The organism is Bacillus sp. FSL L8-0152, assembly GCF_038006365.1.
In the GTDB taxonomy this organism is placed as follows: Bacteria; Bacillota; Bacilli; order Bacillales; family Bacillaceae_G; genus Bacillus_A; species Bacillus_A cereus.
Genome location: NZ_JBBOVB010000001.1, coordinates 2,388,416 through 2,414,057, shown reverse-complemented (window position 1 = coordinate 2,414,057; position 25,642 = coordinate 2,388,416). Strand labels below are relative to the sequence as shown.

Here is a 25,642-nt window from a genome sequence, read left to right as displayed (position 1 = left end):
CCGTGTCTAACTTTTAGGGGTCACTTCACTTCAGATAAGTGGCTTTTCTTATTCTTAATAGACAAAATTAATTTAAATTCATCATTTTCTTCACGCTATTTTTAAAATGAACATAATTATGTTTTTCTACTAAACGGCCTTTTACTCCAATCTGCAGATAAATTCTTTAACAAGAAAAGTGTATTGGGAACTGGTGATGGAAACCTCGCAGCTTGAAAATTTGTAAGAAGCGGAGATGCAATAACGCCATCTATGGTACTACCGGCTTGAACTTGCACCATATCCCCTGCATTCAATTGTACAATGGTAGAAACTGTTACCGCATTTAAAAGCCCAGTATTTCCACCAAAAAAGCTATCATCCCCCGCTATTAAAGCACTGTTAACTGTTATAAATACTTCCGTCACATAATTTAGAGTATCATCAGTAGGACTAAAAATTATAGTAGTAATAATTGAATATACTCCATCTTGTTGCGGTATAAATGTTGATACACCATCATATTCACCATTTAAATCGAATTGTGTAGTTTCAAATGTTACTATAGACAGTGTATTAGCAGTAACGGACTGATCAATAGATTTGAAAGCTCTGAATGCAGATTCAAACCCTGTTGCTCCCGTTGGGCCTATTGACCCCCCTGAAGGACCTGTTGGTCCTGTTGGTCCTGCCGGGCCTCCTGAAGGACCCGTTACTCCGGTTACTCCCGTTGGTCCCGTCGGACCTGTTGCCCCACTTGCTCCCGTTGGGCCTGTCGGACCTGTTATTCCACTTGCTCCCGTTGGGCCTGTCGGACCTGTTGCTCCACTTGCTCCCGTTGGGCCTGTCGGACCTGTTATTCCACTTGCTCCCGTTGGGCCTGTCGGACCTGTTACCCCCGTTGGTAGAGTAAATGATGGAATCGGTGGTAATGTAGGTCCTATTAAACTCGAATCCAGTGAACTACTAGATAGATTTTTAGCTTTTAATCCTTCCCATTTCTTTTTCTTCTCCATATATGTCACTCCAAATAAAAATTATGTGTAAATGAAGAAAACATCAATTGTACAAAATATGATATATACAAGATGTACTATTCCAAATAAAAATATTGTTTTAAGTATACAAAATTCTTTTATAAAATTAACTTTTGCAAAAAAACAACCAACATTTTAAATAATCGAGTTTGTTCATATATGGTAAAATATATCCATCGCTGATATGTCCAAACATGTAATTTTCATAGCAGCAAAATTACAACTAGACTTATATATACAAAAAAAGCACTCATAATGAGCGCTTTTTTACAAATTATAACCTATCCATTTTTGTCCTAAAGATGTATCAATTAAATACCAAGCTTGTTTTACAGTAACATCCTGCCATGCAACATAACCTACTATATTTGGGTTACCCGGGCCATTATACAAAGGGCGTGTCCCTGTTACTCTTAGCTTAGCGTCATATGCAAAATAGTTTTTTGGTAGTGCAGTTTCATCGTCATTATAGCCTATCCACTTAGGTCCTAAAGATGTGTTAATTAAAAACCATGCTTGATTTACAGTAACTGGTTGATCAGCAACATAACCTACTACATTTGGGTTACCTGGACCATTATAGAGAGGTACTGTATCAAACACATAATTCATTATTCTATCATCCCACCTAAGATAAAGATGCGATTCTTTACCTCCATAAGCCATTGCTGTTGAAGAATTGATAGACATAAATGCTAATGCTAGTACAAAAAACACTGCAAAAACCTTTTTCATTTTCTTTCCTCCTTAAATTATTTTATATTTCCATTATTTATATTACTTATTTTTCAGTATATTGTAAATATAAAATTAGCAGTATCTTACAACCGAATTTGTTCATATATGGTAAAATATATCCATCGCTGATATGTCCAACTATGTAATTTTCATAGCAGCAAAATTACAACTAGACTTATACAACATGATTCAAAACAAATGAAGGAGTGTTTTAAGTGAAAGGACATATTCAAAAAAGAGGAAATAAGTATTGTATTGTTATTGGACCTGATCCAGAGACAGGAAAAAGAAGACAGAAATGGTTTTCTGGATATAAGACAAAAAAAGAAGCACAGGCTGATGTTGCAAAGAAGATTACAGAATTGAATGAAGGGACTTTTATAGAGCCGTCTAAGGTTACATTAAAGGATTACCTAAATCATTGGCTAGAAATTAAAAGTATGAGTATAGAAAGAAGTACCTTTGTCGGCTATATGGCATTTATCAACCAACATGTTATACCTAGTATTGGAATGATTGCACTCCATAAGTTAAATGTTATGCACATTCAAAAATGCTATAAAACTGCTATAGATAAAGGTATTGCAAACAATTCTATTCTGCTTATGCATAGAATATTAAAGAGCGCTTTAAATCTGGCTGCTTTTGCTGAGATACCGAAAAAAGAAAGAACCTCTATCCAAACTTGGACAGAGGAAGAAGTAAAAAAGTTTCTTTTGCATTCACAAGAATCACGATATCACATTGGGTATCTACTTGCAATAACTACAGGTATGCGTATGGGAGAAGTTCTGGGCTTACGATGGCAGGACGTTGATTTTGAAAAACACACCGTTACAATAAACCAAACATCTGGCCATGACAATAAAATCAAAAAAACAGCAAAGACAAATTCATCAAAGCGTACTATTCCTGTACCTAAAGAAACTATAGAATCCTTAAAAAGACATAAGATTTTAATTAATAAAGAGAAATTAAGGTTTGGCTCTGCTTATCAAGATCAAGATTTAATTAATTGTAATGAGTTGAGAAGAATTATAAAAAAAGCGCATTTTAGAAAAAGTTTCATTAGAGATACACACAAAGCGGGTATAAAAGAAATTAAATTCCATGATTTAAGACATACACACGCTACTATACTATTGAAACAAGGGGTTAACCCTAAAATTATCAGTGAGCGATTAGGTCATACAGACATTTCAATGACATTAAGTGTGTATTCACATATTTTACCGAATATGCAAGAAGAAGCTGTTAAAAACTTCGGTAAAAGCATCTTTGGATAACTTATGTTTGCAAAATGTTTGCATTTTATAAAAATAAGTCAAACAAACGCTGTTATATCAAGGTTTGTTCGACTCAACATCTTATATTCTTGATATAACGCCCTTAAATCGTTGCTCTATATTTTCAGATTGCTGTAAATCTATCCGTATATCACTTTTTCCTGCCCCCATATAAAGAGCGATATTTGAGGTGAATACTTTTGTAACAAATCGTGAAAGAATATATCCACATATACATCCGCCAGCTGAAATAACAACATATTTTGTTACATATAGTTTTTGAATATCTTTACTTGTAATGCCGATAGCTTTCATAACACTAATTTCCCGATAGTATTCTTCCATCAGTTAATGAATTAAGTGTTTTAAAAAGAGGATAAGTAATAGAGGGACCTTTTTGAGGTAAGTTCGATGACTGGTATAAATCTTCAAATTCATTTATCTAATTTACATCTGTTAACTGAAATTCAATAAGATATTCTCTTTTCCCAAATTTCGTTTTAATCTTTCTAAGTCTTCATTGCTTATTACAAATCGCTTTGAACTAACGATTGATGGATTCATTTGAACATCACGAACACATGCTGATATTGTAAATTCTTGTTCCATATTATTTTTTATAATCCATATTTCATCTCCAATATGCAAATTGTATTTTTGCATAAAATAAATCGGTACACCTATTTCCCTTTTACTAATCTGTATCACTTTATTATTTAAATCTAATAAAAAATCAAAATTAGCGTTTTGTTTCACGGAACTGATATCTATTACACTATTATGTTCGCCTTATTTTTATTTTGTATAAAAATGTTATACCCGTTTACTTGTACTTGGATCATCTCTGCCGTTTGCTACTTTTTTACAAAAGGAGTTTTTTCTACAAATGAATCTATTGACTTTTGATTTATTTCTCCGGCATGCATCTGTACAACGTGCGGTGCGCTTGATACTTTAAACAATCGATCATAGATTTATAACGTTACTTGAAGCACTAGCCATTAAAAACTTGATAACTTGATAAACATAAATAAAATAATAATTATCATTTTATTTTTAGAGAAATCTCTTTTTAACATTCTCCTAATCATATGAAGCTAGTTCCCTTCATTTCTTAATATTTTCTTCGTCAATATAGCTATTATTATCATTATGAAACTAATAGCAAATATAGGTAAATAAATTTTCGCACTGAATCCTTCAAACATAAAACCATATACGACTTGCCCAATTGGTGCCATACATTGAGATACCACTGTTATAATTGCCATTACTTTTCCTAGATTTTCATTTGGTGTTTTCTTTTGGACTACAGTAATCACATAGATGGATACAATTGTCATAATCATTGCGATTAGAAGAGAAGAAAGTATAAAGAGGATAAATGGTGGATAGTATCCTAAATTAAGAGTAAACGGTGTAACTGATAGTGCCACTGGTATTACTAATAAAGCTATGATAAGCATCCAATTATATAATGTTTTCATCTGTAACTTTTTAGCAAAGAAACCGATTGACAATGCACCTAATATAGTTGCAAAATCAATTAATCCCATTCCAATTCCATACATCGTATCGCTACTCTGCATAGTTACTCGTAATATAATAGGTCCTCCAACAACAAATAACGGTGTCAAAATTAAGTTTAGTAAAGCTGCAAGTAACATAGCCTTCAAAATAAAAGGTTGCTTTAAAACATAAAGAAAACCTTCTTTCATATCTTTTACAATTATCGGTACGATATGGCCTTCCTGTATTCTTTTTATAAATGGTATTGTAATAAACATTTCTAAAATTGCAGATAAAAAGAAAGCGAGACAACTTATTATTACGAGCATTTTCAAACCAATTATGCCGTATAATATTCCTCCTAGTACAGGTGCAACTATATTAGATAATGCTTGCACACCATTTACGATACCGTTTGCTTGTTCTAACTTTTTCTCTGGAACTAATTGAGGAATACTCGCCATTACAACTGGTGCGTACATTGCACTAACGACTGCTAGTAAAAACATAATTGTTCCAATCATTAAAATAGATACCGATTCAGTTAATAACAAAACTATAAAAATTAATACAATAGCAGCGTTTATAAAATCAAAAATGACCATTACATTACGGCGGTTGAAACGATCTGCTATTGCTCCGCCAAGAGGTGCTAGCAGAAACGGAATACTCGTTACCGCATATAACCCTGCGAATATATCTGCACGCCCTGTTATATCTAGCACATATAGTGAGAGAGCAAAACGTAATAGTGTTGAACCTAAAATAGTAATAATTTGACCACTTACCATTAAGTGAAAATCTTTCAAGGAAGATTGAATACTTGCTGGCATCCTCGTCACATCCTTCATTTAACCTAGACCGACTGTCGGTCGATAATACTCAAACAGAAAATCACTATTTCTGTTTAATTAAAACTTCCATCATATAATCAAAAGATCCCTCTTTCGCTCCGACAGATGCTTCCATCATTTTGATATAAGCTTTAGCTCTGTTTATCATTTCTTCAGGTTTCCACTGGAATAAACTATCATCAAATATGACTTGCGCTGAGGAAATTAACAGTTCAATCGTTTCTTGTGGGTATGAGGTACAAAATATGCCTTCTTCTATTCCTTGCTCTAAAACTTCCGTTAATACAGGAGATAAATGTATAATGGACTGCACTAAACTTTTCTGATGCATTTCTGCATTATTTGGTTGATGGAATTGTTCAATCATTTTTTCTTTTACATCTCCCGATTTTGGTGATTGTTCCATTAAAATTTTAAATAACTTATCTAAAACGGGGATATCGGGATTGGAGACAATCCTTTTCGCCTTAGTGACATCCTCTTTAATAATCCTCATAATGATTTCATCCATTACTTCCTCCTTCGACTTAAAATAATGATAAAACGTCCCCTTTGCTATACCTATTTCTTTTAAAATGTCATTTACGGTTGTTTTCGTATAACCTTTCGTAAGAAACAAACGCTCAGCTGTTTCTAAAATTTCCTTTCTACGCTCCTCATACTCCTTTACAATTCGCATTCAAGTTCTCCTTCCCACCTGACCGACTGTCGGTCTATTAAAATTATATGTTTAGTTTGCAAAAAGTTTCCTATTATTGTATATACAACATCCTACTTTCTATTTCCTTTATAAATTTTTATTTTTTAACGTACGCTCAATTTGTTTAAAACGTATCTCATGTTTTTTATCGTCATCTTTCATTTTAGGAAAAGAACGATGCCCTCCGCTTGATCCTATTTTTCTCGATTCTTCATCCAGACGCACAACACTTTGTAGTTTTTCAGCTCCTTCACCACAAGTCAGCGCATCTCCTTTACATCGATGACTTCAAAAAATGACAATTGATTCATACGACACGGTTCCCCTCCGTTCGATCTATGTTCTTATCAATGGAGTATTTTGTTGAGTTCCAATATGTAATATTGCATATTTTGTACTTTTAATTTTTGTACATGCGATAATTTATTTATAAAAATATAAATTATTAATAAGGGTGATTTATATGAGCAAGTTCCAAAAGAAAATGATTAAATATTTGCAAACATTTTGGGGATGCTTAGCATTTGTTGTATTAATGTTTGCTATCTTCTTAATTACGGATTTAACAGATGCATCTTTAAATACATTAGGCTGGAGAGACTGGCTAGGTTCTATAGCAGGCGCAACCATTTTATCTGTTGGAATGTTTACTTTAAATAAATCGAATTTAAAATAAATATTCGGTCAATACTGTATGTAGGCTGTATGCCAACATTCATTTAAAGTAGTCTTCTCTGTATCTCCTTGTATTGAGCAGTTAGCTTTTGCTAGCCGCTCTTTTATTTTGTTCCGGTTCTTGCCTCTTAAAGAACTCTTTATCTACTTTCCCCCAATAAGTACACATATCTATTCCCCATTGCTACAAGATGAAATCTTTATTTTGTTTTACGCGTCGCTTCTTCAATCAGCCAAGATACAATATTAAAATCATTAGCTTCACCCTTTAAAGATGTTCCGTTCCAAAAGCATTCTTTCATCACTTCAAGTAATTCTTCAACAGCTTCAATTCATCTCATATTCATTTTCTCTTTCTCCCAAATAACTATTTTGTTTTACTAATTAGCCGATTAATTTCACAAACACCTTTATCAAACATTCCACGTTTCTTCACCCCGTGAATATTTTTCAAATAAAAATACATACTATTTTCAAGCCGCCGTGTCCACGGCTAATACCTCTTTCTTTTGTTACAGCAAAAGCAGGTAGGTTCTTCACTTATCTGCTTTCTCTGTATATTTTTTAAGAAATCGAAAATAATACCAACAAGCTGTTTGAACTAGCAGCTTCACTCTTCTCGCAATGGGGATGCAAATTATCACAATTAGCTAACTCATTGAACTCACTGGCAGACAACCAAAATCGTTGTCTGCTTTTTGTATGAGATTTTTCGTTTTACATATACTACTTTTGAACCTGCAGACCAATACGAGCCATTTTTGTGCTTGGGATTTCCCTTCCGGGGATAAGTATTTTTTACTTATCCCTTTTTTGTATAGACACGTATATTTAGGGTAAAACTAATTACAAGCAGATTTTCTGTTTATGCGTAGTTCTAAACAAGATTACTTTTTCTCCTATTAAAGGACGGCAGGTACGACTGCTAGTCCTTTTTTCTTATTTCGCATATTATCACTACATTACCTTCATCGTCGTAAGCAATTTCCTCATAAGGATGGCAGTGTTGCTTCTCGAGTTCCTCATCGATCAAAACTAACAAATTAGTTTTCCAGTTTCCAACGATCGTACACCAATACGAGTTTAATCCTTCATAAACTTCTCTTGTTCTATTTCGATAATTGCGGAATGTGTAATGAAAATACTCGCTCGCTTCAATACCTTTTTTTAACCAAAGTGTTCTGCTGAATGATAGTAATACCCTCGCTCTAATGGTTTTGGACTATAAAATTTCCTTTATAAATTTCAAATACGGTGAATGAAATTTTTGTTTTTTTCTTGCCATCATCCTTGTTGTATACAAACAAAAAAAGAGCCACAATATTTTGCGACTCTTTTACAATTATAACTATTTAACGGCCACGTCTTTGCTGACCTTGCTTTGTACTACCTTTTTTATTACTTGGCTTATTAAATGATCGGTTATTTTCATTTCTAGAACTATTTCTTGAATCACTTCTCGAGCTATTTCTCGAATCACGTCTTGATTCACTTCTTGAACCTTCGCGGCTATCTCTTTGACGATTTTGACCTGATTTCTTCGGAGCCGGCTTTGGTACCGGTTTTCCATTTTCATCTACACGTTTTATCTTCGGTTGTTCGATTATTTCTCTTTGTATTGGTGCACCAAGCGTTTTTTCAATTTCTTCTAAATGTTTTTCATCTTTCGCTGCAACGAACGTAATTGCAAGACCTGATCCACCTGCACGTCCTGTTCGGCCAATGCGGTGAATATAACTTTCTACATCTTCAGGGATATCAAAGTTAAATACGTGCGTTACACCATCTACATCAAGTCCACGAGCTGCTACATCCGTTGCGATTAAGTACTGAATTTTAGCTTCGCGGAAACTCTTCATAACTCTTTCACGTTTCGCTTGAGGTATATCACCATGAAGTTCAGCACAATTATAACCTAATCCTTTTAAATTATCATAAAGCTTACTCGCTCTAACCTTTGTACGACAGAAAATAACAGCTAAAAATGGCTGATCACGATCCATAACAAAACGAAGTGCATCTGGCTTTGCACGGTCTGTCGTCTCAATGACACGCTGCTCAATTGTATCAACCGTTACTTCTTCACTTTGTACTTGAATCATTTGCGGTTCATCCATATAACGCTTCGCCAATTTTTTAATATCTTTTGGCATCGTTGCTGAGAATAACATCGTTTGTTTACTACCTGGTGTCTCATCTAAAATATCTTCAATATCATATAAGAAACCAAAATAAAGCATTTGATCCGCTTCATCTAATACAATTGTTGAAAGATTACTTAAATCAATTGTTTCACGGCGTATATGATCTAATAATCGTCCCGGTGTTGCTACAACAATATGTGTATTACCTTTTAATTTTCTCAACTGTTGCGCAACATCTTGTCCACCATATATCGCTAGTACATTAATATCTTCTCTTTGAACAAGCATTTTTTTAATTTCAGTTGTAATTTGCAGGGCTAATTCCCTTGTTGGCGCAACGATTAAAGCCTGGACATCACTACACTCTGGATCAATTTTTTCTAAAATCGGTAACACGAATGCTAACGTTTTACCCGTTCCTGTTTTCGCCTGCCCAATAATATCTTTACCTGACAGAATAACTGGAATTGCCTTCTCTTGAATTGGTGTTGCTTCTGTAATTCCATTTTCACGTAATGTATGATTAAAAGTTTCACTAATTCCTAATTCTAAAAAGTTTTTCAAATAGACCACTTCTTTTCCTTATTTTTCACATTAGCTTTCATTGTACCATTTGTTTCGCCAAATATGAAAAATAAAAAAATTCTTATCTTCTTTTTTTATATTCATCCTGTACTAGATGAACAAATTCTTTTTGCTTTTTCTCAGATTTTATTAATGCTTCCATTACTACAATGAAGATATTAATGGGATTTTTAAAATCACTGTTTCACCAGTTCAAAACAAATTAGGCTTCTATGTACCTAGTGGAGCTAAGTTCTACAGCTTAAAAAATAATATAAAAGCATTATATAATCCTCATTTTGATTCAGCATATGAGCTTATCTTTCAGCAGAATGGTTTTCAATATACAATTGCAATTGGTAACAAACGCTATATACAAGGTAAAATAACGTAAAGGATTTAATTCAAATTGCAGAATCTATGAATTAAAAAACCAATCTTTTCTATATCAAAAAGATTGGTTTTTTATTATTTTATACAGTAAGCTTTCCTCCATGATAGCAATAATACTGTGCTGCTTTAAGACTTTTAATACTATTTAAAGACTGTTCCGCCCTTTCTATATCTAAACAAAAATTCGGATTAGCTATAACTAATTCTCGATTCTCTTGAACCGCTGCATCTCCTGTAATTACACAGTCTAAATTCGGAAAATATAATGAAATATGCCCCGAGGTATGTCCTGGCGTTGCCACTACTTGACATTCATTATTCAAAATCATTTGACCATCATGTACTTTTTCATCGACGGAAATATGTTTTATATTTTTTAACTGTTGTATAAACCATTTGCCAAATTCTTTTTCTTCATTTGGCATACGTTCTAACATTTCTTCAGCTTGAACTAACCTCTCTGATTTTATATCACCATTAATATAGTTAGATTCAATTTCACTAGCAATAACATTAATATTTGGATATTTCACTTTAAAATCATATACAGCCCCTATATGATCGTCATCATAATGGGTAATAATTATATTCTTTAAGTTTTTCATCTCATATCCATGTTTTAATATTGCATTTTCAATTAAAGGTAAAAAACTTGGATATCCTGTATCAACTAACGTTAATTCATTATGTAATATAATTAAACTTGGATAAATACATTGTTTTTGCCCGTTAAATTCGAATTCAATTGGTAGTTCTATTATTTTCATTTTTCTTCCCCCATACCGCTTATAAAATGCATAATAATAACTAAATCACCCACATACATCTTACAATATATATAATATGTAACGGAACACTGTGAATCGTTTCATAATCCAAATTATATTATTTTGAACAGGTATTCCCCTATTTTTATGGAAATATATAATTAAGAAAAACAATAAAATTGATTAATCTCTCACTTCTTTGTCCATCCTTTTAAAAAATCTATGTTTTTGTAAAAGGAGTGTTTATATGGAGAAACAGACACTTTGGAAAAAGTTCAGAAAAAGCTCTGTAAACCTCGGTAAATCCAGCGTATATGAAAGTATTATTTTATTCTACACAATGAAAAAGACAGAATTACCTACTAAAGCGAAATTCATAATATTAGCCGCTTTATCTTATTACGTATTAACAATCGATTTCATTCCAGATATAGCTGCTATTATTGGGATTGGCTTATTAGATGATGTTTTAGCAATCGCTGTAGCGCATAAATACGTTATGAGACACGCAGATGCTGAAATTCGAGAGAAAAGCAAAGTAAAGATGGAGTCATTATTTACTTCAGCACAAGCATAATTAAACTATCTAGTCATTTACCATGAGAGCATTGCAGAATAAATTCCTAAACAGTAAAAGAATTTCTCTTAGTCCTCAAACCGTAAACAAATAGGGTGTCAGCACTTATTCCTAAGTTCTGGCACCCTTTTATTTGTTCTTATTTCTATCTGTTATACAGTTGCATGTGTCCCCTTATACAAAACTGCTATTGCCGCGACTATAAGGATCACACCCATAAAAGCAGGTGCAGCATGACCAAGTGATACATAGATTTGTCCTCCAATAATAGGACCAAACATTCTTGCTAAAGCTTGAATAGATTGGCTTCCACCTTGAATCCTTCCTTGTTCACTAGAACTAACAGACTTTGAAAGCATCCCGTTGAATGAAGGCCCGAAAATTGAATCCCCAAAACCATACATCAGCATTCCAACGATAAGTAGTGGATAGAGTGAAAACAAAGCTGATGCCGCAATAAAACTGTATCCTATAATCTCCGAAACCATCCCAAGAATTGCTATTTGTTTATCACTAAGCTTGATCAAAAGCTTTGGCATGATAAAACTTTGTGAAACAATGTCTTGAAAACCCAAAATTGAAAACATAAGTCCGATTAATGCAGGTTTCCAACTGAAAGTATCCGTTGTAAATTGCGTGAAAATTGCTTGTAAAGATCCGTTAGGTATCCAAAGTAAAAACGCTGAGACAAGTAACCACTTTAAATTTTTCATGGAAAGTATGTTTGCTAGCTGTACAAAAGGATTTAACCTTACAAAAGTAATCTCTTTCAACCTATTATTTTTTTCAAGGCTCTCAGGCATATATTTGATCCCATATACAACATTTATTAACGTTATGATTGCACCAAAATATATAGGTACAGTATAACCAAACTTGGCAAGTATCCCCCCAATGGTTGGGCCAATGATAGTTCCCGCACCTACAACTGCACTCACCCATCCAAAGTATTTCGTTCTCTGCTCTTTTGGAATGATGTCTGCAAAGTATGCGAAGATAGTACTTATGCTCCCGCCTGTTATTCCTTCTATTATGCGTCCAGCAAATAGTACCCATAAAGCTCCTCCTATTCCAAAAACTAAGTACCCAATTGCAGAACCAAATAAGCATATTAAAAGTAATGGACGACGGCCATACTTATCGCTTAAAGCCCCGAGTACTGGGGCAGCTAAAAACACGCAAGCCGCATATACGGAAGTTAGTAGTGTTACAACTAATGCTTGTTCTTCCGGATTACTTATATATGGCTGTACTAAGAATGGGACTACAGGCATGATGATACTGAAACCTATACCACAAAGAAATACAGAAATAAGTCCGAATAGTAAAGCATGTTTATCTATGCTTTTTTCAGTTTCCCTTTCATTTTGTGATCTAAATATAGACATTTAACTTTTCTCCTTAAAATACTTTGTTGCTTCGTCAACAAAATAATAACTCCGTTTTGTTGATTAGTCAACAAAAATGACATAATAAAAAAACAGCCTATTCGCATTAGAGTAGGGCTGCCATTTCATTATTAAAATGTATTACGATTTAATATGTATACCTTGTTTCTTTATTTCTGCATCCAAATGTCTACTATACTTTTCCACGAAACGAATTATACTGTCGAATTCTTCTTTAGTTACTTGCTCAAATAAAGCTTTATCCCGCTCATGAAACTCTTTGTGCAGATTTTCATGGATTTTATAAATTTCTTTCCCTTGTTCGGTAAGCCTAAAATAAATTTCTTTCTTATTTTCTGACTTTTGGTAGCTTTCAATAAAACCTTTTTGTATGAGCTTCTTAGTCATTCTACTTATAGCACCGCGAGTCACATAAAAAGCCTCTGCGAGTTGTGTCACGTTAGAATCTGCATTGTTTTCAATATATTCAATGCAGTGAACTTCAGAAGACTTAAAACCTTTAAGACCTTCTTCCATCTTATCTTTATTAAGCCAAACCAGCTTATTATATAATTCCCTGAAACCGTTCATGACCTGTTCTTCTTTATTCATGACCTGCCCTCCTCACCGCTCATTAGCACATTAAAACTATTATATTAAATTTCTGCTTATATTTCGACAATATTGAAATAATTATTGTAACATTCAAGATATGTGTAAAAATTGGCGCTTAAATAAAACAATTCATTAAACAGTAAATTTATTGCTACTTACAGTAAACGGTAGACAAAAAGTAAGAGCTAAGATTATTTCTCTTAGCTCTTCTTTCATAAAACTATTTCACTTCATTAGCGACAAAAAAGTGCTCACATACACTTGATATACGCTGTAAGTCTACGTTCCCACCAGATATAACCGCTACTACTTTTTTTCCTTTTATATAGCTATCAACTTTTCCTGCAAGAAGTGCAGCAGTTGCTAATGCACCTGCACCTTCTACAACAGCTTTCCCACGTTGTAATAAATCTTTCATCGCTACTTCCAGTTCTTTTTCTGATACAGTTACAATATCATCTACTAATTCTTTTACAATTTCAAATGTTAATTCCCCTGGTATTTTAACAGCGCAACCATCTGCAATAGTAGGCGCCTCATAATGTTCTACAATTGCTCCTTTATCGTAAGATGCCTTCATTCCATGAACATTATCTGCTTGGACACCAATTATATTAATCGATGGATTAAAAGATTTTAATGCTACAGAAATACCAGAAATAATTCCGCCTCCACCTATTGGTACAATGACAGTATCTACATCCCACATATCATCAAGAATATCTAATCCAATTGTACCTTGACCAGCCATTACCTCTACATCATCATATGGATGTAAGTATGTCTCACCTGTTTCCCTTATAATTTCTTCACATTTTGCCTTTGCATCATCAAAGGTTTCACCATGTAAAATCACTTCAGATCCATATCCTCTAGTTGCTTCAACTTTTGCCTGAGGTGCAGAAATTGGCATAACAATTTTACTCTTAATACCGAGTAAATGAGCAGATAATGCAACTCCTTGTGCATGATTACCTGCTGAACATGCAATTACACCTCTTTCTTTTTCTTGACCCGTGAGCCGCGACATTTTATTAAATGCGCCACGAAATTTAAAAGAACCCGTTAATTGCATATTTTCTAATTTCAAATGAATTTCTCCGCCCGTTTTACTAGTCAAGTAAAACGATTTTACTAATGGCGTTTTACGAGCATTTCTATCTAGAATCTTGTGAGCTTTTTTAATATCGTCTATATGTAATGGTAGTTTTCTAGTTATCATACTTACACCTCTTCCACTGTTCTATTCCTAAGTTTTCGTAAGTCGTAGCTCCTTTATACGAAAAGAAAAAGTCTTTATATATGTACCCCACTCTGAAATAAACACATTTGCAAACAATTTAACATCCTCTTCACATCACGTTCTTTATAATGATTCAGGCATGCAATTTGGATCCAGTTATTCTTTTGTAAATACGCTGATTCATAATGGACAATATATCCTTGTAAAGCTAACGCATCACCTACCGTTTTAGAAGACTGACCTTCGCTTAATTGAATTGTAAATATAATTTTCGCGGCATGTTCTTTAGGTGAAACAAGCTTTAAGCTCATATCAGTAATAACTTCTTCAACATAATCGTATGTCTCTTTAATTTTTACAAATGCCTTTTCATCTTCAAATCTCTTCAACGCTTCTTGCAATGCATAAATTAAATTCCATGATTGTGAGTATGGAATGCTTTCATTTTCTTCATACATACCAATGTCCATATAAGCCGGCACAGCCTCGTTTATTTTTACAATGTGGTTATGAAAAATGAAAGAAATTCCTGTATATGATTTAATCGCTTTACCGCTAACACCACTTGCAAAATACACATCCTTCAAGTCTATTGGTATTGCTCCAATTGAGCTTATGCAATCTACACATAGTTTCATTTGATTCTCGTTACAAAGAGTATTTAGCTCGTTTAAATCGTTTAACATTCCAGTAGATGTTTCATGATGAACAAACCAAAGCCATTCATAATTTCCGGTTGTCATTATTTCTTCTAATTCGTTATAAATAAACGGCTCTCCCATTTCCTTTTTATACGTATCAAAATGTAATTGTGCTCGTTTTGCATGCCCAACTAATCTATTTCCAAATTCTCCATTTGTTAATACTAGTCCTTTCCCTTTTAAAGAACGTAGTTGCAAAGCAATTGCATCATTTGCTAACGTCCCTGTTCCTAACATAAGCTGTACATGTTTTGCTTTTGTCATGTGAAGTAACCGTTTTTTCACATTGTCCATCGTCACTTGAAATGACTTAGAGCGATGCGAAATAGGCCGCGTAGAAAATGCCTTTCGAACATTCTCTTCAATATCTACTGGACCAGGTAAAAACGTGTATTCTTTCGTCATAATACTTCCAACACTCGATTCTTCAAACATAGCAGGGGTAACATACATTGGCTGGAAGGCTGCTTCTTCTGTACCAACTAACGTATGGAAAGATTTGAATCCCATTTGCTCATATAAAGCTAGTTCACGTGTTGTTGCAGAAATGAATGCTAATTCATATCCATTTAGAAGCAAATAACGATGTAGAAAACGGATTAATCCTAACAACGCTCTTCCATTCCTATATTCACGTTCTACTGAAAGTAAACGAATTTCATACACTTTTTCTCCATGCTCTTGCAAATAAACATCTAAATTTGAAATTTTATAATCTAACGAGAATGGTCGTTTTCCCCGCACCGCGACCATACCTACTAATCTATCCTCATCTAAACAAATTAAATATGTATTTTCTTCATGAAACCGATCTATACGAAACCGGTCTTTCGTTTCTTCATGTTGCGGAATCTCTTCTACAAAAGTTTTATAATTTAATTTATGTATACTTTCAAATTCCCAATCTTGATCAGCAACTTTATAAATTAACCCCATGCCTTATCTCCTTTATCTATTTAATAAAAAATGATAAGTGGAGATTATCCCCACTTATTAAACATTTATTTTATTCTCGATTTACATATAGAATAAGTACAATAATCATTCCACTTAAAATAGTCGTAACAATAGAATAAGAATAAAAAATCATACAAATTGGTAAACAAGCAATCGTAATTAGTCCTGGCTTCGTAAATCCTTTAAATATTAAATAAAATACAATAAAAATGCCTATGAGGGTAAGCGCTATCAAATAATCAAATGCGATTAATCCTCCAATAAATGTTGAAATACCTTTACCGCCCTTACCTTTAAATAAAACTGGGTAAATATGTCCAATAATAACGGCCAATAATGTTAACATTACGAATGTAGGATCTTCAAAAAGATATTTTGCAACAGTAACAACGATTGCCCCTTTAATCGCATCACCTAAAAATGTAGCGATGAAATACCCTTTTCCATATACGCGCCCCATATTTCTTGCACCAGGATTTCCGCTTCCTTCACCCCTAATATCAACGTTATGTCTCAATTTTGTTACTATATAAGCGGTCAAGATGTTTCCAATTAAATAAGAAGCCATCAAATATAAAAACTGCATACTATTAATCATGTAATCATTCACTTTCTACATGGGATTACATATACAATATTCAATTACTACGTATATTGTACGTTTTAACATACATCCCTTTATACATTTTAACATCATATTTTTACAAATCATACAAAAATTCTCATACGCTATTTTTAAAAATATATATCCCTCATTAAATAATATGTTCCTTTCACTGCCATTTCTGCTTGTGATACAAATACAATTTCTTTAATACTTTCTTCACAGCATTTCTTAAATGCAGCAAATATTTCAGGAACTAAACGCAATATACTGCCACTTACTGCAATTGGAGTTGAGCGCTTAAATTGCATCTTGTTATAAACATCTACCGTAATTCTTGCTAATTCCTTTCCAGCTCGCATTATAATTTCATGCGCATAATCATTGCCATTTCTCGCTGCCTGAATAACTAATGGCGCGATTGCTGCAATTTTATCTTTAGAAGAAGTATATACTAAGCTTTTTATATGAGACGGTGTCAACAGTTGAAACTGACTTTGAATATTCAAACTCAATGGACAAAGACTGATTCCTTGATCGAATTGAATTGCCATTTTCTTTAAAGCTTGTAATGCAATCCAATATCCGCTCCCCTCATCACCTAAAATATGTCCCCATCCACCGCTATACTCATACACTTCTCCTTTCTTTCCGATACAAATTGCCCCTGTACCACCTATAGTTAATATTCCATCCTTACCTTTTAAAGCAGCTGCATGCGCAATCATTGCATCATTAAAAATTTCAATTTCTGTTCCGTATTTCTTTTTTAAACGTAATGTTAATTCATTTGTATTCGCGCCACTTATGCCGGCTAACCCTAAACAAACACAAACGCAATGCCCATTTATTAAACTCTTCTGGCATTGATCAATTGCTTCCATAATATGCAAAAGTGCCTCATCAAAATCTATTAATACATTTCCAAATCTGCTCATACCTCTTACAACTTCATTTCCATTTTGATCAAATGCAATTGCCTCTGTCTTCGTTCCCCCGCCATCTACTCCGATCATATACTTCATATGTTCGCCTCATTTTCATTTACATATTGGAGGGAATGTTACATTCCCTAAAACCACGGAATTCTTAGCACCTGTTGCGCTCGGCACATTACTCGGATTACGATAATACGTTTCGTTTGCTAAAACCGCAAAGGCAATCGCTTCTTTCGCCGCTGAGGAATAGCCTAAATTTTCTTGAATAAATATTTTGCATTTTTCTTCCTTTAATCCAAATCGTATCATTTCAACAAGTGTACGATTATAACTTCCGCCCCCGCCTAATATTACTTCATCGATTTCATAATACGGAAAAATAAATTCCTGATAATGATGAACAATTGAACTTGCTGTAAACATCGTGACAGTTGCCAATATATTTTCTCTACTATGCTTTTCAAATCGATTCAATAATTCAGTCACAAACGCTTCTCCAAACTGTTCTCTACCTGTTGATTTCGGTGGATTTATTTTCAAAAATGGGTGGTTCATACAATATGTCAAAATTTCTTCTACAACTACCCCCTGTTTTGCAATCTTACCATTTTGATCATATGACAACTGAAATAACCTTTGGCATACTTCATCCATTACCATATTACCTGGACCTGTATCAAATGCTATAACGCTCTTCTCACTTAGTTGACTTGGTATTACAGTCACATTACCAATCCCGCCGATATTTTGTAGTAGTCTATTTTTAGTTTGGTGACGATATAAAATAATCTCTGAATATGGTACAAGTGGTGCACCTTGTCCTCCAGCTGCCATATCCATCGTTCGAAAATTGGAAATAACTGTCGTATTCGTTTCATACGCTATTACTGCTGGTTCCCCAATTTGCAAAGTTGAAGAAAGAATATTACCTTCTTGCTTTGGCTGATGATAAATCGTTTGTCCGTGAGAGCCTATTAAATCTAATTGTCTCAAAGGAAAATTGGCCTCTTTACAAACTTCCTTTACAGCATTGGCGAAGCATAAACCAAGTTTAAAATTTAAACTACATATAAGTTGGACATTCGAAGTTTCAATTGATAACGCTTGTTGGATCTCATTTTTCATATCATTACAAAATGGAACAGTAGTAAAATGGATGAGTTCGATTTTAGAATCTACACCACTTCCTTCTATATGAACGAGCGCTACATCTATTCCATCTAATGAAGTACCAGACATTACCCCTGCAATATACATAACGTGCATGACCTCCTATTTACTAAAAAACAATCATGTAAGTAACGAACGTACAACCAATCGAAAACAATATAAATCTAAAAAACAACTGAGCTTTCGATGCAAACGATCCATCAATGAAAGAAACAACTACCGTAAGCAAAACGCTTGCCGCAATACTTGTAACGAGCCATATACTATGCATTTGTGATAGATTTAGCATGCCTAATAAAGGGACAAAAAGTAAATTTGCACAAATCACTCCAAATAATAATAAAAATACGCCTTTATAACTAAATTTTATATTCATTCTATTTCCCCCTTTCTAGTTTTAATGTGAAAGAAGTGATAGACAAAAAGTCTATCACTCAAAATAACAGCGTGCAGATTAAGGATTAACAGATTCCCCGTCACCATTCTTTTCAATTTCAAGCATATTTTTGTCGTACATTTTAAAGAATGGTAAATAAATAAGGAACGATATTGCTATATTTATAAAAACTAATACAATCGCACGCCAATCTCCACCTGTTGCTAAATATGCACCAATTGGAGCAGGTAATGTCCATGGCGGCATAATATGCGTTGGTGTTACAAATCCCATCGCAGTTGCTGAATATGCAACAGTTGCTGTTACAAGTGGTGTAATGATAAATGGGATAATTAAAATTGGATTTAGTACAATCGGTAATCCGAATATGACTGGTTCATTAATATTAAAAATACCCGGAACAATACAAGTTCTTGATAATGCTTTCGAATATTTCGATCGACCAAATATAATCATAGCTAATACAAGCCCTAACGTCGCACCAGAACCGCCAATCCATATAAACCATTGATATAACGGCTCTGGTGAAATAAATGGCAACTGATCTGCTCCACTAGCAACTGCTTCACCATTTTTCCCTAGGTATACTTCCCATAATGGCCGAGCAACAGTTCCAACAACCGACACACCATGGATTCCGAATGACCAAAAAAACGTAATTAAAAACACTGGAATCATTACACCGAAGTAACTATCCCCAGCTTTTACTAATGGTGCTGCTAATTTATCAACAACATGGTGTAAATCAATGCTAAAAACGACAGTTACTAGACTCATTATAATAATAACGAATGCAGCAGGTATAAGTGCTTCAAACGAACGCGACACAGATGGCGGTACTTGTTCTGGCATTTTAATCATTACATTTTTCTTCTTACAAAATCTTAAAATCTCTACGGATAAAATAGAAACAATCATCGTCACAAATAATCCATGACCTCCGAGATTTGTCATCGGAAGCATGAACCCTTTTTTATCAATTAACTCAGGCGTTAATGTTAAAAGTAGTGAACATACCGCAAGCTGTGCTCCTGATAAAGCATCTAATTTATAACTTTTCGCTAAATTATATCCTATTCCAAATGTTATATATAAGGACATAATAAACATAGTTAAACGATATGGTATCAATATACTTGTTTGATTCTTTAATGCCCAAACCGATATGAAACTATCTTTCGGCAGTGGTGGAAATGCTACTATTAAAAAGAAGCTTCCTACTATAATAAATGGTAACGCCGAAATAACTCCATCACGGATTGCTTGTAGATGCCTCTGCTCAGAAAGCCTTGCCATCGGGCCAGATAAGTTTTTATCAAGAAACGTGACAAACTTATTCATAACGCTTCCCCCTAACTGATTAATTCATTTACAGTTTTTAATAAAGTCGGGCCTCCAAGTGGCGTGTATGCTTGCGGTGGAATGATGCCACACGGAATAGATTCCTCCTCTGCAAATTTTTTTACAGAATCAAATCGGTGTCTTATTTGAGGTGCCACCATTACGACATCCCAGCCATTCTTTACTTCTTCCTCTACCTCATTCGTTCCAATTGCATGCACTTCCATGTTCACACCATTTTTCTCCGCTTCTTTTTTTAAAGCGTTTACAACAATTGCACTGGACATTCCTCCAGAACAGACGAACAAAACCTTCATTTATTAATCCTCCTATACTTATAATTTATTACCCTTCAAATGAAAGGAAGTTTCACTTTACTAACAAGCATATGAAGTAGTAAATGAATTTAGTTATAATGAAAGTAAATTTCATTAAAAATATTTTTCCTATTAAATTAATGTTTCAATATGCAATTTTCTCTATTGCAAGGTCAACCTTGCCTCAGATATTATTTTAAATAATCATATGATAGGGAGGCGTATAAATGATCGTTAAACGTTTATTAATGATATGTTGTATCGTTATCTTGTTCATCCCTTTCTCTTTCATTCCCCCTCACTCTACTTATGCTGAAGTAAATACTACGTACAAAAAACATGAATTACGTGCTGTATGGATCGCATCAGTTCTGAATATTGATTGGCCATCAAAAACTGGCTTACCTATTGAAAAACAGAAGCAAGAATTTATAAGGTTATTAGACAATGTAAAAAGCACTGGTATGAATACAGTTGTTGTACAAATTAAACCAACCGCTGATGCTTTCTATCCTTCAAATTACGGTCCTTGGTCTGAATACATTACGGGTACACAAGGAAAAGATCCTGGTTATGACCCGCTCGCATTTATGATTGAAGAAGCTCATAAAAGAAATATAGAATTCCACGCTTGGATTAATCCATACCGAATAACGATGAATCACACCGATATAAATCGATTATCAAACTATCACCCTGCAAGGCAACATCCCAATTGGGTTGTCCCTTATGGCGGAAAGTTATATTACAATCCCGGTATTCCAGAAGTGAAAAAATTTATAACAGAAGGTGCTTTAGAAATCGTACAAAATTACGATATTGATGCGCTGCATATGGATGATTATTTTTATCCATATAAAGTAGCCGGTGAAGAATTTCCAGATCAGAAAACGTACGAAACATATAATAACGGTAGATTTACAAATATAGAAGATTGGCGACGTAACAATGTAAATGAACTTGTAAAAGATTTAAATAATGCTATAAAACAAGAAAAATCATATGTAAAGTTTGGCATTAGTCCGTTCGGCGTATGGAGAAATATAGCTGACGATCCGACTGGCTCTAACACAACCGCAGGCCAAAGAAACTATGATGACCTTTATGCTGACACACGTGAGTGGATACAAAAAGGATATATTGACTACATTACACCGCAAATATATTGGAATATAGGTTTCACCCCAGCTTCATATGACATATTAGTAGATTGGTGGGTTAAAGAAACAAATAACAAACCGATTCACCTATACATTGGTCAAGCGGCCTATAAAATTAATAATAACTCCGTCCCTGCTTGGTCTGATTCAGAAGAATATCCAAGACAAATTGCATTAAACCGGCTATATCCTGAAATCAAAGGTAGTATGCATTTTAGCTTAAAAGATATTAATAACAATCTACTTGGAGTTAAAGATAGACTCTCAAAAGACATATATAAACACCCTGCATTAATCCCGCCTATGCCTTGGATTGATCATAATCCACCAAAACAACCGACTTTAAAAGGTGCCATTCCAAGAAATGAAGGTATTGCAATTGGCATCATTGACAATAGAGATAATGATTCTGCTTATTACGCTATTTACCGCGCGAATGGGAAAAATGAAGTGGATATACAAAACCCAAAAAATTTACTTACTACTGTAAGAAAAACAAAACTTGGAGAAATTTATGTAGATAAAACCGCTATTTCTGGAGAAACGTATACGTATGTCGTAACTGCAGTTGATCGATTGCATAATGAAAGTGTGGCTTCTAGTCATACTACCGTTAGAGCAAAATAAAGCCTCATAAAAAAAGCGCCTTAAAGCTGTGATATTTAGCTTTTAAGGCGCTTTTTGTTATTTATTCTTAAACTTCTCAGTCGCTGCTCTCATCTTCACATTTAAATCGTGATCAATCGAGTCGCGAATATCTCGCTCTACTACTTCCATTTCTTTTTTGAAATTTTCCAAGTAGATCTTCAGTTCTTCTTCCTTCTCTGGTCTTTGTGAAGGTGGTAATTGTACTACCAACGATAACATGGCCGTTAAATCTTTCATTAAGAATGTTTCAAGTTTATGTTGTTGTTCAAACATGCGTTGCTCTTGATAGTACGGAAGTGCATTTAATACTGAAATTGTAATATCATCAACCGTTCTTTGTAATGAAGGATTTATTGAGCGTTTATACGCTTGAATTGCATTTAATGCGTCTGGATAACGGTCATAAAAATACAATTTGTAAAATGATAAGTCTGTCGGTTTTACAGTTTGCTGCGTTTCTTGTCTTAAGAAATCTTTCACTTTCATCGCAGCCACATCAATATCTTCATTCGTAAGCTTTTTCGTAGTTTTTGCCATTACATGCACTTTTTTCTGCTTTTCTTTCGGTAACATCGAGAAGACTTGCTCTCTCGTACGTTGACCTGATGTACAAAATAGAGTATTTAATGTATTTTGTTCTTTCTTTCCTTCGGTGCGAATCCAGCGATAAAACAGTGGATGTTGTGTAAATTCTTGTAGAAACGGTATTGATTTGTTTGATATCTTATCTAGAGAATCTTGCGCTCTTTTATATGGCTTCGTCCATGAAAAATACAGTTTCCGCCCGAAGTATACGACTAAAACAACGACAGTAAATGCTATTAAAAGCAATGTACCGAGTAGTAATAGTACTGTTTGAATGAAACTCATTTGTTCACCTCCTCTAATAATCAGTTATTTCCTTGGACGCTGAATGAGTTTCTGCTTCATCTCATCATTAAATGTGTCTAGTTCAATAACGAACTTCTTACTTGACTCAATAATACGTTCTGAAGATTTTTCAGATGCTTCAATTGCAGCGAACACATTTTGGAATGATTCACGTAATTTATCCATGCTAATAGCAGGGTTTTCAAGCAATTTCGTCGTTTCTTCTGTATTTTGTTTTAACGCTTGAGAATTACTTAATACCATCGATTCAATTGCTTCATTCGTCGCATTTACTGCATCAATTGTTTTCCGTTGATTCGTTAATGCAAGCTGAATAGCAGCTGAAACTGTTACAACGTTTTGCGTCATCGTAATCGCATTACGTATTGCCTCTGTTAATTTTTCGTTATTTTTCTTAATGATGTCTACAGAAGCTATAGATTGTAATAATACACTTTTCGCTTGCTGCATATTACGTGTACGTACAAGTATCTTTTCTAATGCATCGTTAATTAACGGAATATCCCTTTGACGCTCTGGGTTTTGTTTCTCAGCTTCAAGCATGCCAGCAAGCTTTTTCCCTAAGTATACTTGTTTATCAAGAGCATGAATTTTATCGTGCGATTGTTCTTTTAACATTTCAAGACCAACTGTATCCTCTTGTAAGTTATCACGACCAATTAGAAGGGATCTAATAATTTCCTCGATTTGTTTATCTATAGATTGGTATTTATGCACGTATGTTTCAAGTGGATTTTTCTTGAATACTTTAAACATTATTTTCTTCATACCACTTGCTTTAAGTGAATTGGGATCAAGCTCTGATACCACTTTTCGTAATTCTAACAATGTATTTGGAATTTCTTCATTTTTCCCATTCATCATCGCTGTTACAGGGCGTTTTAAAGCTGATAACGTTTGTCCTGCTGCTTGTTGCTCTTTATCCCCTAAATCTCCTAGCTGAGACAATACTTTTGATAAATCTGTATTTTGCTCGCTATTTAACTTTTGTACATAAAGATCCGCTTCTTTATTTAGTTCCTCTAATTCTGCATCTTTTATAACTGTATCAACTACTACTTCTACATTATTATCTTTCACAATGGATACAGGTTCTTTTTTCTCGAGTTCAGTCAACAAAATCGCTCCTTTATTTATATGTGCGAATTTATATGCACTATATTTCATCAATTATATCGTATTTCATATACATTCTGACTGCTTGAAATCGACTTTTTTAGAAATGCCTGTTTATGCAGTCATTCCCTGTTTCTTACTATAAGTATACCTGTAATCAACATAATTTTCCTCAGACTTAAGACCTAGAGAACAACATGCTGAAGGCGGATTCTTCATATATTTCCTAAATAATTTACGTTCTTTCAATCGTGCTACACTCAATCTTTTGACATTCACCTGTTTTCAATGTGATAATTCTATTACACTCACTTCTATTTATTTTTGCGAGCTACAAATGCTCCCTTTTGAAACGCTAATAACACCGTTTCAAACGTATCATCTTCTTCAATCATTTTTATAAACTCATCTAATTCACTCGCATGAGAAGTTGCATTATCAACAACAAGAAAACCTTTTGGTTGTAACATACGTTTTATATGCTCAAACCACCACATGTATTGCGTGCGCTCTGAATCTAGGAAAATAAAATCAAATGAATGATCTAATTGCGAATCTAAAAATGCCCCGGCTTCTTGATTATGAATATCGATTCTTTGTAACAGGTTTGCCTTTTCAAAATTGACAAGTGCCTCTCCAACTCGTTCTGAAGAAAGCTCTACAGTTGTTACATTTCCATTTGTTTCTTCTACCGCATTAGCTAACCACAATGTAGAATAACCATTAGAAGTTCCAATTTCCAAGATATTTTTTGCATTACACCCTTTTACTAAAATTGATAAAAATTGCCCCATCTCACGAGAAACATTCCGTAATTTTTCTTCCCTTGTTTTTTTATTTCGATCATGCTCTTCTCCATATTGTTCAAGTTGCAATAATAATGAATCTACTGTATCCATTCTTTTCATCGCCTTTCCAAGCAATATGATGAAA

At 34.0% G+C, this 25,642-nt stretch carries 24 protein-coding genes and 2 pseudogenes; 5 read left to right on the top strand and 21 right to left on the bottom strand.

Going from position 1 to position 25,642, the window contains the following annotated elements:
• Window positions 1-116: 116 nt before the first annotated feature.
• Window positions 117-995 carry an exosporium leader peptide-containing protein gene (locus MHH27_RS12270; protein WP_340942686.1) on the bottom strand — a complete coding sequence of 293 codons (879 nt, stop codon included), beginning with the start codon at window positions 993-995 and terminating at the stop codon, window positions 117-119.
• Between the two features lie 288 nt (window positions 996-1,283).
• A complete protein-coding gene (locus MHH27_RS12265) occupies window positions 1,284-1,751 on the bottom strand; it encodes a hypothetical protein (RefSeq protein WP_340942682.1) in 468 nt (155 codons plus the stop codon).
• Between the two features lie 218 nt (window positions 1,752-1,969).
• On the opposite strand from MHH27_RS12265, the gene MHH27_RS12260 reads away from it, so the two are divergent.
• Entirely contained in the window at window positions 1,970-3,040 is a 1,071-nt protein-coding gene (locus MHH27_RS12260) for a site-specific integrase (RefSeq protein WP_340942679.1), read from the top strand.
• A 147-nt stretch (window positions 3,041-3,187) separates the two neighbouring features.
• Here MHH27_RS12260 and MHH27_RS12255 read toward each other — a convergent pair.
• The 4 genes and pseudogenes from MHH27_RS12255 to MHH27_RS12240 form a co-directional block, all read right to left on the bottom strand.
• Window positions 3,188-4,131 (bottom strand): annotated as a pseudogene (locus tag MHH27_RS12255) (ABC transporter permease); the annotation flags it as partial.
• Between the two features lie 6 nt (window positions 4,132-4,137).
• Window positions 4,138-5,382, bottom strand: coding sequence for an MFS transporter (locus MHH27_RS12250; protein WP_141541758.1), 1,245 nt, complete (start codon window positions 5,380-5,382; stop codon window positions 4,138-4,140).
• Between the two features lie 64 nt (window positions 5,383-5,446).
• Complete coding sequence (locus tag MHH27_RS12245) at window positions 5,447-6,082, bottom strand: TetR/AcrR family transcriptional regulator (RefSeq protein ID WP_048558446.1); 636 nt, start codon at window positions 6,080-6,082, stop codon at window positions 5,447-5,449.
• 108 nt (window positions 6,083-6,190) lie between these two features.
• On the bottom strand, window positions 6,191-6,328 hold the full coding sequence (locus tag MHH27_RS12240; RefSeq protein WP_002041130.1) for a hypothetical protein: 138 nt from the start codon (window positions 6,326-6,328) through the stop codon (window positions 6,191-6,193).
• A gap of 238 nt (window positions 6,329-6,566) precedes the next feature.
• Between MHH27_RS12240 and MHH27_RS12235 the strand changes: the two genes are divergently transcribed.
• Entirely contained in the window at window positions 6,567-6,779 is a 213-nt protein-coding gene (locus tag MHH27_RS12235) for a hypothetical protein (protein ID WP_340942673.1), read from the top strand.
• Between the two features lie 1,351 nt (window positions 6,780-8,130).
• Here MHH27_RS12235 and MHH27_RS12230 read toward each other — a convergent pair.
• Window positions 8,131-9,495 (bottom strand): DEAD/DEAH box helicase, encoded by a 1,365-nt coding sequence (locus MHH27_RS12230; protein ID WP_002182751.1) that lies wholly within the window; start codon window positions 9,493-9,495, stop codon window positions 8,131-8,133.
• A 154-nt stretch (window positions 9,496-9,649) separates the two neighbouring features.
• Here MHH27_RS12230 and MHH27_RS12225 point away from each other — a divergent pair.
• Window positions 9,650-9,915, top strand: a pseudogene (locus MHH27_RS12225) (hypothetical protein); the annotation flags it as partial.
• A gap of 44 nt (window positions 9,916-9,959) precedes the next feature.
• On the opposite strand, the gene MHH27_RS12220 reads toward MHH27_RS12225, so the two are convergent.
• Complete coding sequence (locus MHH27_RS12220; protein ID WP_089170985.1) at window positions 9,960-10,646, bottom strand: MBL fold metallo-hydrolase; 687 nt, start codon at window positions 10,644-10,646, stop codon at window positions 9,960-9,962.
• 247 nt (window positions 10,647-10,893) lie between these two features.
• Here MHH27_RS12220 and MHH27_RS12215 point away from each other — a divergent pair, with 247 nt between their 5' ends.
• The gene (locus tag MHH27_RS12215; protein ID WP_340942669.1) at window positions 10,894-11,223 is read left to right on the top strand and encodes a YkvA family protein; all 330 of its coding nucleotides are present in this window, start codon (window positions 10,894-10,896) and stop codon (window positions 11,221-11,223) included.
• Window positions 11,224-11,375: 152 nt separating this feature from the next.
• On the opposite strand, the gene MHH27_RS12210 is transcribed toward MHH27_RS12215, so the two are convergent.
• The 10 genes from MHH27_RS12210 to MHH27_RS12165 form a co-directional block, all read right to left on the bottom strand.
• The gene (locus tag MHH27_RS12210; RefSeq protein ID WP_340942666.1) at window positions 11,376-12,611 is read right to left on the bottom strand and encodes an MFS transporter; all 1,236 of its coding nucleotides are present in this window, start codon (window positions 12,609-12,611) and stop codon (window positions 11,376-11,378) included.
• A gap of 141 nt (window positions 12,612-12,752) precedes the next feature.
• Window positions 12,753-13,223, bottom strand: a complete 471-nt coding sequence (locus MHH27_RS12205; protein WP_340942664.1) for a MarR family transcriptional regulator — start codon at window positions 13,221-13,223, stop codon at window positions 12,753-12,755.
• Window positions 13,224-13,446: 223 nt separating this feature from the next.
• A complete protein-coding gene (gene tdcB, locus MHH27_RS12200) occupies window positions 13,447-14,448 on the bottom strand; it encodes a bifunctional threonine ammonia-lyase/L-serine ammonia-lyase TdcB (protein WP_090976568.1) in 1,002 nt (333 codons plus the stop codon).
• Window positions 14,449-14,522: 74 nt separating this feature from the next.
• Window positions 14,523-16,106, bottom strand: a complete 1,584-nt coding sequence (locus MHH27_RS12195; RefSeq protein ID WP_340942662.1) for an aminotransferase class V-fold PLP-dependent enzyme — start codon at window positions 16,104-16,106, stop codon at window positions 14,523-14,525.
• 70 nt (window positions 16,107-16,176) lie between these two features.
• Complete coding sequence (plsY, locus tag MHH27_RS12190) at window positions 16,177-16,725, bottom strand: glycerol-3-phosphate 1-O-acyltransferase PlsY (protein ID WP_000610838.1); 549 nt, start codon at window positions 16,723-16,725, stop codon at window positions 16,177-16,179.
• Between the two features lie 137 nt (window positions 16,726-16,862).
• Window positions 16,863-17,756 carry a BadF/BadG/BcrA/BcrD ATPase family protein gene (locus tag MHH27_RS12185; protein ID WP_000876626.1) on the bottom strand — a complete coding sequence of 298 codons (894 nt, stop codon included), beginning with the start codon at window positions 17,754-17,756 and terminating at the stop codon, window positions 16,863-16,865.
• A gap of 15 nt (window positions 17,757-17,771) precedes the next feature.
• Entirely contained in the window at window positions 17,772-18,926 is a 1,155-nt protein-coding gene (gene anmK, locus MHH27_RS12180) for an anhydro-N-acetylmuramic acid kinase AnmK (RefSeq protein ID WP_044307164.1), read from the bottom strand.
• Between the two features lie 22 nt (window positions 18,927-18,948).
• Window positions 18,949-19,215, bottom strand: a complete 267-nt coding sequence (locus tag MHH27_RS12175) for a hypothetical protein (RefSeq protein ID WP_001021963.1) — start codon at window positions 19,213-19,215, stop codon at window positions 18,949-18,951.
• A 78-nt stretch (window positions 19,216-19,293) separates the two neighbouring features.
• Complete coding sequence (locus MHH27_RS12170; protein ID WP_340942660.1) at window positions 19,294-20,577, bottom strand: PTS sugar transporter subunit IIC; 1,284 nt, start codon at window positions 20,575-20,577, stop codon at window positions 19,294-19,296.
• Between the two features lie 11 nt (window positions 20,578-20,588).
• Entirely contained in the window at window positions 20,589-20,894 is a 306-nt protein-coding gene (locus tag MHH27_RS12165) for a PTS sugar transporter subunit IIB (protein ID WP_000865907.1), read from the bottom strand.
• A gap of 227 nt (window positions 20,895-21,121) precedes the next feature.
• Here MHH27_RS12165 and MHH27_RS12160 point away from each other — a divergent pair, with 227 nt between their 5' ends.
• Window positions 21,122-22,681 carry a glycoside hydrolase family 10 protein gene (locus tag MHH27_RS12160; RefSeq protein WP_340942658.1) on the top strand — a complete coding sequence of 520 codons (1,560 nt, stop codon included), beginning with the start codon at window positions 21,122-21,124 and terminating at the stop codon, window positions 22,679-22,681.
• 57 nt (window positions 22,682-22,738) lie between these two features.
• On the opposite strand, the gene MHH27_RS12155 is transcribed toward MHH27_RS12160, so the two are convergent.
• The 3 genes from MHH27_RS12155 to MHH27_RS12145 all read right to left on the bottom strand — a co-directional run bounded on the left by MHH27_RS12155 (window position 22,739) and on the right by MHH27_RS12145 (window position 25,617).
• Window positions 22,739-23,572, bottom strand: coding sequence for a DUF3974 domain-containing protein (locus tag MHH27_RS12155; protein ID WP_000008373.1), 834 nt, complete (start codon window positions 23,570-23,572; stop codon window positions 22,739-22,741).
• A gap of 24 nt (window positions 23,573-23,596) precedes the next feature.
• A complete protein-coding gene (locus MHH27_RS12150) occupies window positions 23,597-24,709 on the bottom strand; it encodes a toxic anion resistance protein (RefSeq protein WP_000137396.1) in 1,113 nt (370 codons plus the stop codon).
• A 314-nt stretch (window positions 24,710-25,023) separates the two neighbouring features.
• Window positions 25,024-25,617, bottom strand: a complete 594-nt coding sequence (locus tag MHH27_RS12145) for an O-methyltransferase (RefSeq protein WP_002094007.1) — start codon at window positions 25,615-25,617, stop codon at window positions 25,024-25,026.
• Window positions 25,618-25,642: the final 25 nt, after the last annotated feature.

Coding starts and splice junctions, on each gene's coding strand:
- MHH27_RS12270 (WP_340942686.1), bottom strand. CDS start 995: ATGGAGAAGAAAAAGAAATGGGAAGGATTAAAAGCTAAAAATCTATCT.
- MHH27_RS12265 (WP_340942682.1), bottom strand. CDS start 1,751: ATGAAAAAGGTTTTTGCAGTGTTTTTTGTACTAGCATTAGCATTTATG.
- MHH27_RS12250 (WP_141541758.1), bottom strand. CDS start 5,382: ATGCCAGCAAGTATTCAATCTTCCTTGAAAGATTTTCACTTAATGGTA.
- MHH27_RS12245 (WP_048558446.1), bottom strand. CDS start 6,082: ATGCGAATTGTAAAGGAGTATGAGGAGCGTAGAAAGGAAATTTTAGAA.
- MHH27_RS12235 (WP_340942673.1), top strand. CDS start 6,567: ATGAGCAAGTTCCAAAAGAAAATGATTAAATATTTGCAAACATTTTGG.
- MHH27_RS12220 (WP_089170985.1), bottom strand. CDS start 10,646: ATGAAAATAATAGAACTACCAATTGAATTCGAATTTAACGGGCAAAAA.
- MHH27_RS12215 (WP_340942669.1), top strand. CDS start 10,894: ATGGAGAAACAGACACTTTGGAAAAAGTTCAGAAAAAGCTCTGTAAAC.
- MHH27_RS12210 (WP_340942666.1), bottom strand. CDS start 12,611: ATGTCTATATTTAGATCACAAAATGAAAGGGAAACTGAAAAAAGCATA.
- MHH27_RS12205 (WP_340942664.1), bottom strand. CDS start 13,223: ATGAATAAAGAAGAACAGGTCATGAACGGTTTCAGGGAATTATATAAT.
- tdcB (WP_090976568.1), bottom strand. CDS start 14,448: ATGATAACTAGAAAACTACCATTACATATAGACGATATTAAAAAAGCT.
- MHH27_RS12195 (WP_340942662.1), bottom strand. CDS start 16,106: ATGGGGTTAATTTATAAAGTTGCTGATCAAGATTGGGAATTTGAAAGT.
- plsY (WP_000610838.1), bottom strand. CDS start 16,725: ATGATTAATAGTATGCAGTTTTTATATTTGATGGCTTCTTATTTAATT.
- MHH27_RS12185 (WP_000876626.1), bottom strand. CDS start 17,756: ATGAAGTATATGATCGGAGTAGATGGCGGGGGAACGAAGACAGAGGCA.
- anmK (WP_044307164.1), bottom strand. CDS start 18,926: ATGTATATTGCAGGGGTAATGTCTGGTACTTCATTAGATGGAATAGAT.
- MHH27_RS12175 (WP_001021963.1), bottom strand. CDS start 19,215: ATGAATATAAAATTTAGTTATAAAGGCGTATTTTTATTATTATTTGGA.
- MHH27_RS12170 (WP_340942660.1), bottom strand. CDS start 20,577: ATGAATAAGTTTGTCACGTTTCTTGATAAAAACTTATCTGGCCCGATG.
- MHH27_RS12165 (WP_000865907.1), bottom strand. CDS start 20,894: ATGAAGGTTTTGTTCGTCTGTTCTGGAGGAATGTCCAGTGCAATTGTT.
- MHH27_RS12160 (WP_340942658.1), top strand. CDS start 21,122: ATGATCGTTAAACGTTTATTAATGATATGTTGTATCGTTATCTTGTTC.
- MHH27_RS12155 (WP_000008373.1), bottom strand. CDS start 23,572: ATGAGTTTCATTCAAACAGTACTATTACTACTCGGTACATTGCTTTTA.
- MHH27_RS12145 (WP_002094007.1), bottom strand. CDS start 25,617: ATGAAAAGAATGGATACAGTAGATTCATTATTATTGCAACTTGAACAA.